Below are 16,729 nucleotides of genomic sequence, written 5' to 3' on the forward strand. Positions count from 1 at the left end.
CCCGGGGCACGGCTCATGCCGCGCCCCGGGCCGGGCCCGTTTGTGTGCGGGGCGGCGCCGGGGTTGCGCTGCCGGGCGGCGCTGCTTCGTGTGCCGGGGCGGCGCCCGTTCGCGTGGCGGGGCCGTACCGGTGCGTGTGCCGGCTCGCCGCGCCCTTGGGTGCCCCGCCCCGTGCCCCTTTCTGTGTGCATTTCTGTGTGCATTTCTGGGCGGACGCGCGTAGCTGGAGGCATGGAGTGAAGAAGATGTGCGGGGCCAATGGCGGCCAGGTGATGCGCCTGTCAGGTGCGCTCCCCGTGCCGTACGGTTTCTGCAGATGAGAGAAACACCCCGCTCGCAGGGGACTGCGGGCGACGCCCGGTCGGCGCTTCCCCGGCTCCGATCAGGCCGTGCCCTCGCGCACAACACCGGAACTTCTGGTTCCGGGAATCCTCACCGATCGGATGTCCGCCCGCCCCACACCCCCCGGGGCGCGCGGGACACCGGTCAGCGCGGCCGCCTCGGAACCACCCCCCCTGTTCCGAGGCGGCCGACCCTTTTTCCGGGTTCTGTCCCCGGCCCCCGCCGTTTCTCGCCCCTGTCTGCCGGCCTGCTCTGCGCGCTGTTCTTCGCCGCGATCACCTGGCAGGTGGCGGACCACGGCCCGCTGCGCACCCTCGACGAACGGCTCGGCCGCACGATTGCCGCCGGCGGCATCGGCATCCCCTCCGGGCTCGCCGAGTTCTTCGCCGATCTCGGCAATACGGTCGTCGCGCTGCCGGTGCTGGCGGTCGTCATGGTGTGGGCCGGGTGGCAGGGATGGCGGGTGCGGCACGGACGGCAGGGACAGGGCGGTGAGAAGGGGGATCGGGGGGCCGGCGACGGTGGCGCCTCCGTGCGGTGGTGGGTGCCGTCGCTCGCCGCCGGACTCGCGCTCGCCGTGGTGCCCGCGTTGGTCGTCCCGCTGAAGCTGTGGCTCGCCCGGCCGGGCCCGCCGCAGATGGCCGGCGGTGCGCACGACGGCTTCTATCCGTCGGGCCATGGCGCCACGGCGGCCGTCGCGTACGGCGTGGCCGCGCTGTTGCTGACCCGCGGCCGGCGGCGGACGCGGGCGGACCGCCCGGCCACCGGCGCGCTCACGCTCGCGGTCGCTGCCGGGGTCGTCCTGCTCAACGTCGGCGTCGGCATCGGGCTGGTACGCAGGGGCTATCACTGGCCGCTGGATGTGCTCGGCAGCTGGTGCCTGGCCGGGGTGCTGCTCGCAGTGTGGTGCGCGGTGTGCGACGGGTGGTCGGGCGCCGGCGCCAGCAGGAGCGGGAATCGCAGCAAGAGCGGGAATCGCAGTAAGACGCAGTAGGAGTGGGAAACACAGCAGGAACGGGACGGGGTCGCGTCCAGCAGGGTGAGTGGATTCCCGGATGGCGGAGGCGAGCAACGACTTATCGCTGCACGTGGGGGCGTGCGGCGCCGGGCCGCCCGCCCCCTCATGGTGCGTCAGCTGTCGAAGCCCAGCCCCACCTTGTCCATGGCCTTCAGCCACAGATTGCGGCGGCCACCGTGGTTGTCGGCGCGGGTCATCGACCACTGGGTGATGCCGATGCCGGCCCAGCGCAGCGGCTCCGGCGGGAACGGCAGCGGCTTGCTGCGGACCATCTCCAGCTCCGTACGCTCGGTGCGCTCACCGGAGAGCAGGTCGAGCATCACCTCGGCGCCGAAGCGGGTGGCGCCCACGCCGAGCCCGGTGTAGCCGGCGGCGTAGGCGACCCGGCCGGCGTGTGCGGTGCCGAAGAAGGCGGAGAAGCGGGAACAGGTGTCGATGGCGCCGCCCCAGGTGTGGCTGAAGCGCAGCCCCTCCAGCTGCGGGAAGCAGCGGAAGAAGTGCCGGGCGAGCTTCTCGTAGGTGGCCGGGTGGTGGTCGTATTCGGCGCGTACGCCGCCGCGGTAGCGGTAGACGATGTCGTAGCCGCCCCACAGGATGCGGTTGTCGGCGGTGATGCGGAAGTAGTGGAAGTGGTTGTTGCTGTCGGCGAGACCCTGGCGGTTCTTCCAGCCGATGGCGGCGAGCTGCTCGTCGGTCAGCGGCTCGGTCATCAGGGCGTGGTCGTAGACCGGGACGATGTACGGGCGTACCCGGCGGACCAGCGACGGGAACGCGTTGGTGCCGAGCGCGACATGGCGGGCGAAGACCCGGCCGTAGGGGGTACGGACGGCCATGCCCGTGCCTTCGGAGGCGAGGGCGGTGGCGCGGGTGCGCTCGTAGATGCGAACGCCGAGGCCGAGGCAGGCCTTCTTCAGGCCCCAGGCGAGGCGGGCCGGGTTGAGCATGGCGACGCCGTCGCGGTCCCACAGGCCGGCGCGGAAGGTCGGTGAGTCGACCTGGGCGCGCAGTTCGTCCTCGTCGAGGAAGGTGTGCCGGTCGAGGCCGAGCCCCGCGGCGTCCTCGGCGGCTTCCTTGAGTTCGGCGATCTGGTGGGGCTCGGTGGCGATGTCGATCTCGCCGGTGCGCTCGAAGGCGCAGTCGATGTCGTAGCGGGCGACGGCTTCCCCGATGGCGTCGAGGTTTTGGATGCCGAGCTCTTCGAGCTTGATGAGTTCGCCGGGCCAGCGGGCCATTCCGTTGCCGAGGCCGTGGGTGAGGGAGGCGGCGCAGAAGCCGCCGTTGCGCCCGGAGGCGGCCCAGCCGATCTCGGCGCCCTCGATGAGGACGACATCGCGCTCCGGGTCGCGTTCCTTGGCGATCAGCGCGGTCCACAGCCCCGAGTAGCCGCCGCCGACGACCAGCAGATCGCAGGTCTCGTCGCCGACGAGGGCGGGCCGGGCGTCGGGGCGGTCGGGGTCGTCGAGCCAGAAGGGTGTGGGGGCGGCGTCGGCGAGCGCGTGGACGGGGGACGGGTTCATGGCAGCTCGTGCCATGGTTCTCAGCTCCTCTTGCGGCGTTTGCCGGCCAACTGGCCGACGACTACGCACAACACGGCGACCAGGAACATCGCCGTACCGATGACATTGATCTGAACGGGTGTGCCCCGCTGTGCCGATCCCCAGACGAACATGGGAAAGGTCACGGTGGAGCCGGCGTTGAAGTTGGTGATGATGAAGTCGTCGAAGGAGAGGGCGAAGGACAGCAGCGCGCCGGAGGCGATACCGGGGGCCGCGATCGGCAGCGTCACCCGCAGGAACGTCTGAACGGGTGAGGCGTAGAGGTCCTGGGCGGCCTGTTCCAGACGCGGGTCCATGCTCATCACGCGCGCCTTGACGGCGGTGACGACAAAGCTCAGGCAGAACATGATGTGCGCGATGAGGATCGTCCAGAAGCCGAACTGGATGCCCATGTTGAGGAAGAGGGTCGCCAGCGAGGCGGCCATCACGACCTCGGGCATCGCCATCGGCAGGAAGATCAGGGTGTTGACGCCGGAGCGGGCGCGGAAGCGGTAGCGGGCCAGCGCGAACGCGATCATGGTGCCGAGTACGGTCGCGCCGATGGTGGCCCACAGGGCGATCTGCAGGCTCAGTCCGAGCGAGCCGCACAGGTCGGCGACGCCGCACGGATCGCTCCAGGCGTCCGTGGAGAAGCGCTGCCACTGGTAGTTGAAGCGGCCGTTGGGCTTGTTGAAGGAGAAGACCATCACGACGATGTTGGGCAGGATCAGATAGCCCAGCGTGCACAGGCCCGCGATCGTGATGATGTGGCGGCGCAGCCAGCGCAGGCCCCGGTTGGGGGTGCGGGCCGCGGTGGTCTTGGCGTTCTCGGTGGTCTCGTGGACGGCCATCAGACCAGATCCTCCGTCCCGGACTTGCGGATGTAGATCGTGACCATGGCGAGGATGGCCGCCATGAGGATGAAGGAGAGCGCGGCGGCGGTCGGGTAGTCCAGGACCCGCAGGAACTGCGACTGGATGACGTTGCCGATCATCTTCTGGTCGGTGGAGCCCAGCAGTTCGGCGTTGATGTAGTCACCGGCGGCCGGGATGAAGGTGAGCAGGGTGCCGGCGACGACTCCGGGCATGGACAGCGGGAAGGTCACCCGGCGGAAGGTGGTGGCCGGGCGGGCGTAGAGGTCGCCGGCGGCCTCGTGCAGGCGTGGGTCGATGCGCTCCAGCGAGGTGTAGAGCGGCAGGACCATGAACGGCAGGAAGTTGTACGTCAGTCCGCACACCACCGCGAGCGGGGTGGCCAGCACCCGCTGTCCTTCGGTGATGCCGAGCCAGCTGGTGACGTCGAGGATGTGCAGCGAGTTCAGGACGCCGACGACCGGTCCGCCGTCGGCCAGGATCGTCTTCCAGGCGAGCGTACGGATCAGGAAGCTGGTGAAGAACGGGGCGATGACCAAGATCATCACGATGTTGCGCCAGCGGCCGGCCTTGAAGGCGATGAGATACGCCAGCGGGTAGCCCAGGAGCAGGCAGAGCAGGGTGGCGGTGGCGGCGAAGAGCACCGAGCGGAGGAACTGCGGCCAGTATTCGCCGATCGCGTCCCAGTAGGTGGCGAAGTGCCAGGTGACCTTGAAGCCCTCTTCGAGGGAGCCGGTCTGGATCGAGGTCGACGCCTGGTAGACGAGCGGGGCGGCGAAGAAGACGATCAGCCACAGGATGCCGGGCAGCAGCAGCCAGTAGGGGACGAGGCGTTTGCGGGTGGGGGTCTTGCGTACTTCGAGGGGCGCGGGCTCGGCCTGCTCGTCCGGTGGCGCGGGTGTCTCGGTGATGCTCACGCGGCCTCCTCGTCGAGGTCCGCGCCGGCCTGGATGTCCTGGGCGGCGTCCAGGCCGAAGGTGTGCGCCGGGTTCCAGTGCAGGACGATCTCGGCGCCGGGGACGAGGCGGCCGTCACGCTCGATGTTCTGCTCGTAGACGGCGAGTTCGCCCAGGCCCGGCACCTCGATGACGTACTGCGTGGAGACGCCGATGAAGCTGGCGTCCTTGATGCGGCCGGGCAGCCGGTTGTGGCCTTCGGTGATGGCGCCGGCGTCGTCGGTGTGCTTCAGCGCGACCTTCTCGGGCCGTACGCCGGCCAGCACCTTCTCCCCCGTACGGGCCGAGGCGCTACATCGGCCGGCGGGCAGCCGCAGCTTGGCGTCGCCGGCCTTGAGGAGCAGCTCCTCGCCGCCGGCCTCGACGACCTCGGCCTCGATGAGGTTGGAGGTGCCCAGGAAGTTGGCGACGAAGGTGGTGGCGGGGTTCTCGTAGAGGTCGGCGGGGGCGCCGAGCTGTTCGACCCGGCCGCCGTTCATCACGGCCACGGTGTCGGCCATCGTCATGGCCTCCTCCTGGTCGTGGGTGACATGGACGAAGGTGATGCCGACCTCGGTCTGGATGCGCTTGAGCTCCAGCTGCATCTGGCGGCGCAGCTTGAGGTCGAGGGCGCCGAGCGGTTCGTCGAGCAGCAGCACCTGGGGGTGGTTGATCAGCGCGCGGGCGACCGCGACGCGCTGCTGCTGGCCGCCGGACAGCTGCTGCGGCTTGCGGCGCGCCATCGGCCCGAGCTGGACGAGGTCGAGCATCTCCTCGACCTGCTTCTTGACGGACTTGATGCCGCGCCGGCGCAGCCCGAAGGCGACGTTCTCGTAGATGTCCAGGTGCGGGAAGAGCGCGTAGTTCTGGAAGACGGTGTTGACCTGGCGCTTGTAGGGCGGCAGGACGGTGACGTCCTGGCCCGACAGCTCGACGGTCCCGGTGGTGGGCTCCTCCAGCCCGGCGATCATCCGCAGGGTGGTGGTCTTGCCGCAGCCCGAGGCGCCCAGCAGCGCGAAGAACGAGCCCGCGGGGACGGTGAGGTCGAGGGGATGGACGGCGGTGAAGGAGCCGTAGGTTTTGCTTATCCCCTGGAGGCGGACATCGCCGCCGCTGCTCTGGGGGGTCGCGGTCTTGGTCATGTCGGTCGTCCCGTGGGTCGGAGGGCGAAACGGCTCGGGCGGGCCTGGGCGTGGGCGTGGGGGGATCAGGCGCCGGTGAGGTCGGAGAACTTCTGGCTGAACGCCTTGCTCTCCTTGGCGGTCAGGGCGCGGAAGGAGTGGGACCGGGCGGCCATCTCCTTGTCCGGGATGATCAGCGGGTTGTCCGCCGCCTCCTTGTCGATCTTGGCGAGTTCCTCGCGTACGCCGTCGACGGGGCAGACGTAGTTGATGTACGCCGCGAGCCGGGCCGCCACCTTCGGCTCGTAGAAGTAGTCGATGAGCCGTTCGGCGTTCTGCTTGTGGCGTGCCTTGTTCGGCACCATGAGGTTGTCGGTGGACGTCATGTAGCCGGACTTGGGGATGGCGTAGGCGATGTCCGGGTTGTCGTTCTGCAGCTGGACGATGTCGCCCGCCCAGGCCACACAGGCGGCGAGGTCACCCTTGTCGAGATCGGTGGTGTAGTCGTTGCCGGTGAAGCGGCGGATCTGCTTGGAGTCGACACCCTTCTGGAGCCGGGCTATCGCCGCGTCGTAATCGTCCGCGGTGACGTCCTCGGGACGCTTCCCCATGTCCAGCAGGGTCAGACCGATGCTGTCGCGCATCTCGGAGAGGAAGCCGACCCGGCCCTTGAGCTTCGGGTCCTCCAGCAGCTGGCTGACCGAGTCGACCTTTCTGCCGCCGGTGGCCTTCTTGTTGTACGCGATGATCGCGGGGATGCCCTGCCAGACGTAGGAGTGCGCGCGGCCCGGGTCCCAGGCGGGGGTGCGGAACTGCGCCGAGAGGTTGGCGTAGGCGTGCGGCAGATTGGCCGGGTCCAGCTCCTGGATCCAGCCGAGCGAGATCATCCGGGCGCACATCCAGTCGGTGAGCACGATCAGATCGCGGCCGGTGTCCTGGCCGGCGGCGAGCTGCGCCTGGATCTTGCCGAAGAACTCGTCGTTGTCGTTGATGTCCTCGGTGTATTTGACGGCGATGCCGGTGCGCCGGGTGAAGTGGTCCAGCGTCGGCCGGTGTTTGCCGTCCTCGCTGACGTCCATGTACTCGGTCCAGTTGGAGAAGTTGATCTGCTTCTCCGCCTTGGAGTGGTCCGTGGAACGGGCGGCGTCGTTGCGGCCCGCGGGCGGGATGCCACAGGCCGCCAGGGCGCCCAGGCCGCCGGTCACGGCCGCCATGGCGGCGCTCGCGCGCAGCAGTGAGCGGCGGGTCATGGCCAGCCGCCCGTGGGTGGCACTACGGCGCATGGCGGCGAGTTCCACCGGGGACAAGGGTTCGGGCTGCTCGTGGTGCTCCATGCGCAGTGCCCTTTCAGGGGATGAGCCCGGCGCTCGGCCGGTGGTGACAGTGCCGCGCGGCGCTGGCCGCAGGGGCGCGACGGGGGCGGGTCCCGCCGCGTCGGGTGGGGCATCCCTTACGGGGGAGCCCCACCGTGACCGGGGGCAGGCCCTTACGGGCGGTCCCCGAAGATCGTGCGGTGCCAGTCCTTCCTGGCGACCGCGGTGTTGTCGTACATGACGTGCTTGACCTGGGTGTACTCCTCGAAGGAGTAGGCCGACATGTCCTTGCCGAAGCCGGAGGCCTTGGCGCCGCCGTGCGGCATCTCGCTGATGATCGGGATGTGGTCGTTGACCCAGACGCAGCCCGCGTTGATCTCGCGGGTGGCGCGGCCGGTGCGGTAGACGTCCCGGCTCCAGGCGGAGGCGGCCAGCCCGTAGGGGGTGTCGTTGGCGAGCGCGATGCCCTCGTCGTCGCTGTCGAAGGGCAGCACGACCAGCACCGGACCGAAGAGCTCGGACTGCACGATCTCGCTGTCCTGCGCGGCGCCGGCGACCAGGGTGGGCCGGTAGTACGCGCCCTTGGCCAGCTCTCCCTGGGGCGCCTCACCGCCGGTGACGACGGTGGCGTACCCGCGCGCCCGGTCGACGAAGGCGGCCACCCGGTCGCGCTGGGCGTGCGAGATGAGCGGGCCCAGGTCGGTGGACGGGTCGAAGGGGTCGCCGAGCCGTACGGTGGCCATCAGGTCGGCGACGCCGCTGACGAACGCGTCGTAGAGCGGGCGCTGGACGTAGGCGCGGGTGGCGGCGGTGCAGTCCTGGCCGGTGTTGATCAACGCTCCGGCGACCGCTCCGTGGACGGCGGCTTCCAGGTCCGCGTCGTCGAAGACGACGAAGGGGGCCTTGCCGCCGAGTTCGAGGTGCAGCCGCTTGACGGTGCCGGTGGCGATCTCGGCGACGCGCTTGCCGACGGCGGTCGAGCCGGTGAAGGAGGTCATCGCGACGGCGCGGTGGCCGACGAGGCGCTCACCGGCGTCCCGGCCCGCCCCGGAGACGATGTTGAGCACGCCGTCCGGCAGCCCCGCGCGCTGTGCGGCCTGCGCGAACAGCAGCGAGGTGAGCGGGGTGATCTCGGCGGGCTTGAGGACGATGGTGTTGCCCGCGGCGATGGCCGGCAGCACCTTCCAGGCGGCCATCTGCAGCGGATAGTTCCACGGTGCGATGGAGCCGACGACGCCAATGGGCTCGCGGCGGATGACCGAGGTGTGGTCGGCGCTGTATTCGCCGGCTGCCTTGCCCTCCAGATGGCGGGCGGCGCCGGCGAAGAACGCGGCGTTGTCGATCGAGCCCGGTACGTCGAACTCCGTGCTGAGCTTGATCGGCTTTCCGCAGTTCAGCGATTCGGCGAAGGCGAGATCGGCGGCGTCCTCGGCGAGCGCCGCGGCGAAGCGGTGCAGGGTGTCGGAGCGCTCGCCGGGCGTGGCACCGCCCCATTCCGCAAACGCCCGCTCCGCGGCCTCCACGGCCGCGTCCACATCCGCCGCACCTGCGAGTTCGTAGGAGTACACCGTCTCGCCGGTCGCCGGGTCCACGACGGCCTGGGTACGTCCGGAACTGCCGCTGCGGAGACTGCCCGCGATGAATTGCGCGCCCTCGGCGAATCGCTCGTTGACATCGAACCGGTGATCCATGGTGCTCTCCTCCGCCGGGCGCCGGGGCCGCTCAGCGGCACTGCCTGGCGTAGCTACTTCCGGAATTGATGGCCGATCTTGACAGAGGAAGGCAGCCTCAACAAGGGATTCCGTTGTTGCCTTTTGGTTACGCGACGAATTCTGTGATTTTCGTGGTGAGGGCCCCGACACGTTGTCAGTGCCCGCTGACAGAATCCCGGCATGATGCACGACACGGGGATCAACACGGGGATCATGGCCGGGCGGGCCGCGGACGGGCCGCGCTCGGTCGAGGAACTTCTCGCGGCGACGGCCGCCGGCGAGCGCGTCAGATACGTCCACTTCTGGGGTCACAGCCCGCGGCGCGACGGCAGCCTCGGCGCGAGCTGCTTCAGTCAGTGGTGGCCCTCCCCCTTCACGGTCGACGGGGTCGAGTACGCCACCGCGGAGCACTGGATGATGGCCGGCAAGGCCCGGCTGTTCGACGATGCGGAGGCCGAGCGCCGGGCCCTGGCCGCGGCCCACCCCGAACAGGCCAAGGACGCCGGGCGTACGGTCCGCGGCTTCGACGAGGAGGTCTGGCGGCAGCGCCGCTTCGACCTGGTCATCGAGGGCAGCATCCACAAATTCGGACAGCATCCCGCGCTCCGGGAGTTTCTGCTCGGCACGAACTCCCGGGTGCTGGTCGAGGCCAGTCCGCTGGACCGCATATGGGGCATCGGCCTCGCCGCCGACGACGAGCGCGCCCAGGACCCGGCCCGCTGGCGGGGGCTCAATCTCCTGGGCTTCGCGCTGATGGAGGCCCGTCAGCGACTGCGGGAAGGGGCCACAGCGGAGCAGGGGTGACCGATTGCGGACCTTGGTCCGTGGCCGCTCCCCCGCCCCGCATAGCATGGCCAGGCCGTTCCGTGCGTCCTGCACACACCTTGACCAGGAGGAACCGTTGTCCGATCTCGATGCCTTCATCGCGGGCCTGCCCAAGGCGGAGCTGCACGTCCACCACGTCGGATCGGCCTCGCCGCGTATCGTCGCCGAGCTCGCCGCCCGGCACCCCGACTCCGCCGTCCCCACCGACCCCGAAGCGCTGGTCGACTACTTCACCTTCCGCGACTTCGCGCATTTCATCGAGGTCTACCTCTCCGTCGTGGACCTGATCCGTGACGCCGAGGACGTCCGGCTGCTGACGTACGAGGTCGCCCGGGACATGGCGCGGCAGAACATCCGCTACGCCGAGCTGACCATCACCCCCTTCAGCTCGACCAGGCGCGGCATCCCCGACGCCGCGTTCGTCGAGGCCATCGAGGACGCCCGCAAGGCGGCGGAGTCCGAGCTGGGCGTGGTGCTGCGCTGGTGCTTCGACATCCCCGGCGAGGCGGGCCTGGAGGCTGCGGAGGAGACCACGAGGATCGCCTGTGACCTCCAGCCGGAGGGCCTGGTCTCGTTCGGTCTCGGCGGCCCGGAGATCGGCGTGCCGCGCCCGCAGTTCAAGCCGTACTTCGACCGCGCCCTCGCGGCCGGTCTGCATTCCGTACCGCACGCCGGAGAGACCACCGGCCCCGGCACGATCTGGGACGCGCTCACCGAGCTCCGCGCCGAGCGCATCGGCCACGGCACCAGCGCCACCCAGGACCCCAAGCTGCTGGCCCATCTCGCCGAGCACCGCATCCCGCTGGAGGTCTGCCCCACCTCCAACATCGCCACCCGCGCGGTGCGCACCCTGGACGAGCACCCCCTCAAGGAGATGGTCGACGCGGGCGTGCTGGTCACCATCAACAGCGACGACCCGCCGATGTTCGGCACGGATCTCAACACCGAATACGGCGTCGCCGCCCGGCTGTTGGGCCTGGACAGCGCCGGACTGGCCGGCCTCGCCAAGAACGCCGTCGCGGCCTCCTTCATGGACGCGCCGGCCAAGGCGCGGCTGGCGGCCGAGATCGACACCTACACGGCGACGTGGCGCGGGTAGCCAGGGTGACGCCCGCCCGGGAGGCGGCGCCCGCCCGGGAGGCGGCGGGCGCCCGGCGCCCTGCGCTCATCGGCCACCGCGGCGACCCGTACGCCTACCGCGAGAACACCCTCGCCTCGCTGCGCAGCGCGCTGGCGGCGGGGGCGGACGCCGTCGAGATCGATGTCCGCCGCACCGCCGACGGCACCCCGGTCCTGCTGCACGACGCCACGCTCAAGCGGCTGTGGGGCCACGACCGCCCGCTGTCCTCCCTGACCTTCACCGAGGTCGGCGACGTGACGGCGGGCGGCGTGCCCACGCTGCGGGACGCCCTCGCGCTGACCGCCGGCTACCCCGCGGCCCGCGCGCTGATCGATCTCCCCGACCCCTCGGCCGCGTACGCCGCGGTCGCCGAGGTCCATGAGTCGGGCGCCGCGGACCGCGTGTACTACTGCGGCGGCGGGCTCGCCATGCTCGCCGTGCGCGCCGAGGACCCGGACGCCGAGCTCGCCCTGTCCTGGTCCCGTGCGGCCCCGCCCCGCCCGGCGCTGCTGGACCGGATCCGGCCGCGCTGGCTGAACTACCACTTCGGCCTGGTGACGGCGGATCTGGTCCGCCGTGCGCACGACGACGGGTACGCCTGCGCGGCCTGGACCGTCGACACCCCGCGCGCGGTCCGCCGCCTGCTGCGCGCCGGGGTCGATGCGGTCACCACCAACCGCGTCGCCGCCCTGCGGCCTCTGGTGCAGGCCACGGCCGGTGCCCGGCCGGCGCAGCTCGGCCGACGACAGGCAGCTCAGCGAGCAGCGACGGCAGCCGGCACGTCCCCCGCCCGGCGGTAGTAGTCGAATTGGGTCACCCCGTTGTAGCCGTAGCTCTCGGGGTGCAGTTCGTGCAGCGCGACGCCGCACCGTGGGAGCGGGCCAAGGGTGTCCGACAGCAGCTCACCGGCCTTGGCGATGAAGGCAGCCTTCTCCGCGGCGCTGTTCGTGCCCAGGGTGATGCTGGCCTCCACGTGCGCATCGCGCCCGCCGGTCAGGGGCTTGCCATCGACGTAGTAACTGCCGGCCGGAACGAGGTTGATGTGGACGATGGTTCGCGCACTGGACTTGTGCAGGACCGAGACCGCCAGCCGGGTCAGCCCCTCGGCAAGGGTGCGCTGGACGTCGGTAGGGAGGTCGGGGTCGGTGACGGTGACCCGGAAGTACGGCATGCCTCTCCTCGGTACGTAGTGGGTGAATTTCCGCCGGAGTTGGCGGCACGGAGCAAGCGTCACCGAACCTGGCACCATAGATCCAACGCATACGTGTCATAGGTATATGAGGCCGCTGCATGACCGTGAACCTTCCCCAGCTGAGGGCCTTCCTCGCCGTCGTCGATGCGGGCGGCTTCAGCGCGGCCGCCGCCGAGCTGGGCATGAGCCAATCAGCGGTGTCGCACGCCGTCGCCTCCCTGGAACGCGAGTTGACCGCCCCGCTGCTGGTCCGTGCCACCCCGGTGCGGACCACGGCGCTCGGTGACCGGGTCCTGCCGCACGCCCGTATCGCGCTGTCGGCGGCCCGGTCGGTGGAGCAGATCGCGGCCGATGCCACCGAGACCATGACCGGCACCGTGCGGCTGGCCTCCACACCAACGGTCTGCCAGGGGCTGATCCCCGGCCTGCTCCGGCACTGGCGCGAGGACCAGCCACGGATCACCGTGCGGGTCTTCGAGGGCGACAGCGCCGAGGTCTCGGCCTGGCTGGAGGACGGAACGGCCGATGTCGCCGTACTGATCGACCCTCCCCCAGCTACCGCTGGGAGGTGCCCCCGGCCCGGCCCCGGCATCCAGCTCGCCACGGACTGCTACCGGGCCTTGCTGCCCCGGGACCACCCCCTGGCGGACGAGCCGTTCGTCGACATCCGCGACCTGGAGGACGACCAGTTCCTGATCTCGCCCAACGGCTGCGAAGCCCGCATCCGCGCGATCCACAGCCTGGCCGGCCTGCGCTTCACACCCGCTCACCGGGTCCGGGACCTGGCCACCCTGATCAGCATGGTGCAGGCCGGAATCGGCGTGACCGTCCTGTCCGAGGTCTCCCGCTCGCTGATCCCTCCTGACCTGGTCCTGCTGCCGCTGAAGCCCCAGACCTCGCGCCGCCTCGTACTGACCGGACCGCACGCCCGCCCCTGGCACCCGGCCATCCGCACCTTGGCAGAGTCGGCCGCCGGCCACCTGGCCCGCACCGCTTCCCGGTCACCCCTGCCAGCGGAAGGACCGGCACCACCTTCGCCCCAGCACACACCATGAACCGCAGCCCGCCCACCGGTCGTCGCCTCCGGCGATCAGGCCGGTTCCTCGAACCACACCACCGCCGGCCGGTCACCGTGCCGGCGGTGGGCCCGTTCGATCGGCGCCAGTTCCACCCCGCAGTCCCCGCCCACCGTCAGTCCGTCAGCCGGTCAGCCGGTCAGCCGGTCAGCCGGTCAGCCCGCAACCGTGCGCCGACGACCAGACGCCGCGCGGTCGCCGACGACGATCCTTGCTGGTCACCGATCTCCGCCCGGGACGTCCGCCCTACAGCCCCACGATCCCGTTCCACTCCTTGGCGAATTCGGTCCGCTCCTTGGCGGTGATGTCGCGGGCGATGGCCAGCCGCTTGCGCATCGCGTCGTCGGGGAAGATCAGCGGGTCCTCGGCGAGCGCGGCGCGTTCCTTGTCCTTGGAGGAGGCGAGGACCTCACGCGCGGCCGGCACGGGGCAGACGTAGTTGACCCAGGCCGCCAGATCCGCGGCGACCTCCGGCCGGTAGTAGTAGTCGATCAGCCGCTCGGCGTTGCGCTTGTGGTCCGCGAGGTTGGGGATCATCAGACTCTCCGCCCACAGCTCGGCGCCCTCCTGCGGCACCACGAACTCGATGTCCGGGTTGTCCGCCTGGAGCTGGATCACATCTCCGGAGTAGGCCTGCGCGGCGAGCACGTCCCCGGAGTCCAGGTCCTTGATGTAGTCGTTGCCGGTGAACCGCCTGATGTGGCCCTTGCTCACCAGGCCGCGTACCTGGTCGGTCATCCGGTGGAAGTCGTCGGCTGTCCAGCGGGTGATGTCGACGCCATTGCCCTGCATGAGCAACGCGAACGATTCATCGAGCCCGGAGAGCAGGGTGACCCGGCCGCGCAGATCGGCCTTCCACAGATCCGAGGTGTGCTTGATCTCCCGGCCGAGCTTCTTGCGGTTGTAGGCGATGCCGGTGATCCCGGACTGCCAGGGCACGGAGTGCGTACGGCCCTCGTCGAAGTGCGGGGTGCGCAGCAGCGGATCGAGGTACTTGGCGACGTGCGGCTGGGCGGCCCGGTCCATCTTCTGGACCCATCCCAGGCGGACGAACCGGGCGCACATCCAGTCGCTGATGACGATCAGGTCGCGGCCGGTGCTCTGGTGGTTCATCAGGGCGGGGCTGATCTTGCCGAAGAACTCGTCGTTGTCGTTGATCTCCTCGGTGTAGGTCACGGAGATCCCGCTGCGCCGCTCGAACGCGTCGAGGGTGGGCCGGCGCTGCTTGTCGTGGTCGTCGACGTCGATGTAGAGCGGCCAGTTGGCGAAGACGATCTTCCGGTCCCGCGCCGAGCGGTCCGCGCTCCCCCGGTCCGCCGCCTCGACGTACGCGGGCGGCACCCCACAGCCGGTCATGGCGGCCAGCGCCCCCGTCACACCCATTGCGCCCGCACCTCGGAGCAGCCCACGCCGCGAAAGATCAGCCATGGCGAGCACTCTCACGTGCCGCGGGCGGAGGCGGCAAGAGACAGAGCGTCAGTTGCCGGGCCTCCGCCCGCGACGGTGTGTCGAGCGTTCCGTGCCGCTCGACGGTGTCGATCCTCCGGATCCGCCGGCCGGCTCAGCCGCCCAGCGAGGTCATCACGTGCTTGATGCGGGTGTAGTCGTCGAAGCCGTAGGCCGAAAGGTCCTTGCCGTAACCGGACTTCTTGAATCCGCCGTGCGGCATCTCGGCGACCAGCGGGATGTGGGTGTTGATCCACACACAGCCGAAGTCGAGGCTCTTGGACATCCGCATGGCGCGGCCGTGGTCCTTGGTCCACACCGAGGACGCCAGCGCGTACTCGACGCCGTTGGCCCACTCCACCGCCTGCTTCTCGTCGGAGAAGGACTGGACGGTGATGACCGGGCCGAAGACCTCCTGCTGGACGATCTCGTCGTCCTGCTTGAGGCCCGAGACGACGGTCGGGGCGAAGAAGTAGCCCTTCTCGCCGACCTGCTCGCCGCCCGCCTCGATCTTGGCGTGCGCGGGCAGCCGCTCGATGAAGCCCTTGACCTGCTTGAGCTGGTTGGCGTTGTTCAGCGGGCCGTAGAGCACGTCCTCGTCGTCGACCGCGCCGGTCTTGGTCTCCGCGGCGGCCTTGGCCAGCGCGGCGACGAACTCGTCGTGGATGGACTCCTGGACGAGCACGCGGGTGGCGGCCGTACAGTCCTGGCCGGCGTTGAAGTAGCCGGCGACCGAGATGTCCTCGACGGCCTTGGCGATGTCGGTGTCCTCGAAGACGACGACCGGCGCCTTGCCGCCCAGCTCCAGGTGGACCCGCTTGAGGTCCTTGGACGCGGACTCGGCGACCTGCATACCGGCGCGCACCGAGCCGGTGATCGAGGCCATCGCCGGGACCTTGTGCTCGACCATCAGGCGGCCGGTCTCGCGGTCACCGCAGATGACGTTGAACACGCCGCGGGAGTGGCCCAGTTCGTCCAGCACGCTGCCGATGATGTCGGCGATCAGCACCGTCGAGGCGGGGGTGGTGTCGGACGGCTTGATGACGACGGTGTTGCCCGCGGCCAGCGCCGGGGCGAACTTCCATACGGCCATCATCATCGGGTAGTTCCACGGCGCGACCTGGGCGCAGACGCCGACCGGCTCGCGGCGGATGATGGAGGTGAAGCCCTCCATGTACTCGCCGGCCGAGCGGCCCTCGAGCATCCGGGCGGCACCCGCGAAGAAGCGGATCTGGTCCACCATCGGGGGGATTTCCTCGGAGCGTACGAGCGCGATCGGCTTGCCGCAGTTCTCGGACTCGGCGGCGATCAGCTCCTCCGCCCGCTCCTCGAAACGGTCGGCGATCTTGAGCAGGACCTTCTGGCGCTCGGCCGGGATGAGGTCACGCCAGGCGGGGAAAGCAGCCTCGGCGGCAGCCATCGCCGCGTCCACGTCAGCGGCGGCCGAGAGAGGGGCGGTGGCGTACGCCTCACCCGTCGCGGGATTGACCACCTCCGTGGTCCGCCCGTCGGCGGCGTCCCGGAACTCCCCGTCGATGTAGTTGCGCAGACGACGCAGTGCGGTGGTCACTGTGCGCCCCCTTCAGTCAGATGTCCGGTGGTTGGACACCCACCCTAGCCTCGGGACCCACGTTTTCAACACACCCGCCACTCGGAAACAACGGAATCAGTGAAATTTTGATCGCGACACGACTAATTTCATCGATTTAGGGTTGCAAGACTGACGAGGCTCGTGCACAGTGAGGGACGTGGCCACTCGTGACAGAAACGGCACCCCGTCGATCGACTCCGTCTCCCTGGCGATCATCGAGCAGCTCCAGGAGGACGGGCGCCGTCCGTACGCCGCGATCGGCAAGGCCGTCGGCCTGTCCGAGGCGGCGGTACGCCAACGCGTACAGAAACTGCTCGACCAAGGCGTGATGCAGATCGTCGCGGTCACCGACCCCCTCACGGTCGGTTTCCGTCGGCAGGCAATGGTCGGCATCAACGTCGAGGGTGACCTCGACCCCGTGGCCGACGCCCTGACGACCATGGAGGAGGTCGAGTACGTCGTCATGACGGCAGGCTCCTTCGATCTCATCATCGAGATCGTCTGTGAGGACGACGACCACCTTCTGGAAATGATCAACAAGCGGATCCGCACGCTTCCCGGCGTCCGGACCACCGAGAGCTTCGTGTACCTCAAGCTCCGGAAGCAGACCTACACCTGGGGAACGAGATAG

General features: G+C 69.9%; 15 protein-coding genes. 6 read left to right on the top strand and 9 right to left on the bottom strand.

Translation table 11 applies throughout. From position 1 onward, the window contains the following. Positions 1-628 precede the first annotated feature (628 nt). On the top strand, positions 629-1,336 hold the full coding sequence (locus DY245_RS21350) for a phosphatase PAP2 family protein (protein WP_342354205.1): 708 nt from the start codon (positions 629-631) through the stop codon (positions 1,334-1,336). 137 nt (positions 1,337-1,473) lie between these two features. Here the strand turns inward: DY245_RS21350 and DY245_RS21355 are convergent, their stop codons facing one another. The 6 genes from DY245_RS21355 to DY245_RS21380 form a co-directional block, all read right to left on the bottom strand. Next, positions 1,474-2,892 (bottom strand): NAD(P)/FAD-dependent oxidoreductase, encoded by a 1,419-nt coding sequence (locus DY245_RS21355; RefSeq protein ID WP_425329423.1) that lies wholly within the window; start codon positions 2,890-2,892, stop codon positions 1,474-1,476. A gap of 5 nt (positions 2,893-2,897) precedes the next feature. Further along, entirely contained in the window at positions 2,898-3,746 is an 849-nt protein-coding gene (locus DY245_RS21360; protein WP_128508850.1) for an ABC transporter permease, read from the bottom strand. Then, on the bottom strand, positions 3,746-4,678 hold the full coding sequence (locus DY245_RS21365; protein WP_425329424.1) for an ABC transporter permease: 933 nt from the start codon (positions 4,676-4,678) through the stop codon (positions 3,746-3,748). The genes DY245_RS21360 and DY245_RS21365 overlap by 1 nt, the downstream gene beginning before the upstream one ends. Before the next feature lie 2 nt (positions 4,679-4,680). Continuing rightward, positions 4,681-5,844 (bottom strand): ABC transporter ATP-binding protein, encoded by a 1,164-nt coding sequence (locus tag DY245_RS21370; protein ID WP_128508852.1) that lies wholly within the window; start codon positions 5,842-5,844, stop codon positions 4,681-4,683. 65 nt (positions 5,845-5,909) lie between these two features. Continuing rightward, a complete protein-coding gene (locus tag DY245_RS21375) occupies positions 5,910-7,157 on the bottom strand; it encodes an ABC transporter substrate-binding protein (RefSeq protein ID WP_128508853.1) in 1,248 nt (415 codons plus the stop codon). Positions 7,158-7,309: 152 nt separating this feature from the next. After that, positions 7,310-8,827: a gamma-aminobutyraldehyde dehydrogenase gene (locus DY245_RS21380; protein ID WP_128508854.1), complete on the bottom strand. Its 1,518-nt coding sequence runs from the start codon at positions 8,825-8,827 to the stop codon at positions 7,310-7,312. Positions 8,828-9,028: 201 nt separating this feature from the next. On the opposite strand from DY245_RS21380, the gene DY245_RS21385 reads away from it, so the two are divergent. The 3 genes from DY245_RS21385 to DY245_RS21395 are packed head-to-tail and all read left to right on the top strand — an operon-like array spanning position 9,029 to position 11,593. Beyond that, on the top strand, positions 9,029-9,652 hold the full coding sequence (locus DY245_RS21385; protein WP_128508855.1) for a riboflavin biosynthesis intermediates N-glycosidase: 624 nt from the start codon (positions 9,029-9,031) through the stop codon (positions 9,650-9,652). A gap of 46 nt (positions 9,653-9,698) precedes the next feature. Then, a complete protein-coding gene (locus DY245_RS21390; protein WP_244943179.1) occupies positions 9,699-10,772 on the top strand; it encodes an adenosine deaminase in 1,074 nt (357 codons plus the stop codon). 5 nt (positions 10,773-10,777) lie between these two features. Continuing rightward, positions 10,778-11,593, top strand: coding sequence for a glycerophosphodiester phosphodiesterase (locus DY245_RS21395; RefSeq protein ID WP_128508857.1), 816 nt, complete (start codon positions 10,778-10,780; stop codon positions 11,591-11,593). Here DY245_RS21395 and DY245_RS21400 read toward each other — a convergent pair. After that, entirely contained in the window at positions 11,548-11,964 is a 417-nt protein-coding gene (locus DY245_RS21400; protein WP_128508858.1) for a tautomerase family protein, read from the bottom strand. The two genes, DY245_RS21395 and DY245_RS21400, sit on opposite strands and share 46 nt — an antisense overlap. A 119-nt stretch (positions 11,965-12,083) precedes the next feature. Between DY245_RS21400 and DY245_RS21405 the strand changes: the two genes are divergently transcribed. Continuing rightward, positions 12,084-13,040 (top strand): LysR family transcriptional regulator, encoded by a 957-nt coding sequence (locus DY245_RS21405; protein ID WP_128508859.1) that lies wholly within the window; start codon positions 12,084-12,086, stop codon positions 13,038-13,040. A 267-nt stretch (positions 13,041-13,307) separates the two neighbouring features. Here DY245_RS21405 and DY245_RS21415 read toward each other — a convergent pair whose 3' ends face one another. After that, positions 13,308-14,489 (bottom strand): polyamine ABC transporter substrate-binding protein, encoded by a 1,182-nt coding sequence (locus DY245_RS21415; RefSeq protein ID WP_128508860.1) that lies wholly within the window; start codon positions 14,487-14,489, stop codon positions 13,308-13,310. A 133-nt stretch (positions 14,490-14,622) separates the two neighbouring features. Beyond that, positions 14,623-16,077, bottom strand: a complete 1,455-nt coding sequence (locus DY245_RS21420) for a gamma-aminobutyraldehyde dehydrogenase (protein WP_128508861.1) — start codon at positions 16,075-16,077, stop codon at positions 14,623-14,625. Between the two features lie 178 nt (positions 16,078-16,255). Here DY245_RS21420 and DY245_RS21425 point away from each other — a divergent pair, with 178 nt between their 5' ends. Then, positions 16,256-16,729, top strand: a complete 474-nt coding sequence (locus DY245_RS21425) for an Lrp/AsnC family transcriptional regulator (protein ID WP_069571649.1) — start codon at positions 16,256-16,258, stop codon at positions 16,727-16,729.

It is taken from the genome of Streptomyces inhibens, from assembly GCF_003389455.1.
Classification (GTDB): Bacteria; Actinomycetota; Actinomycetes; order Streptomycetales; family Streptomycetaceae; genus Streptomyces; species Streptomyces inhibens.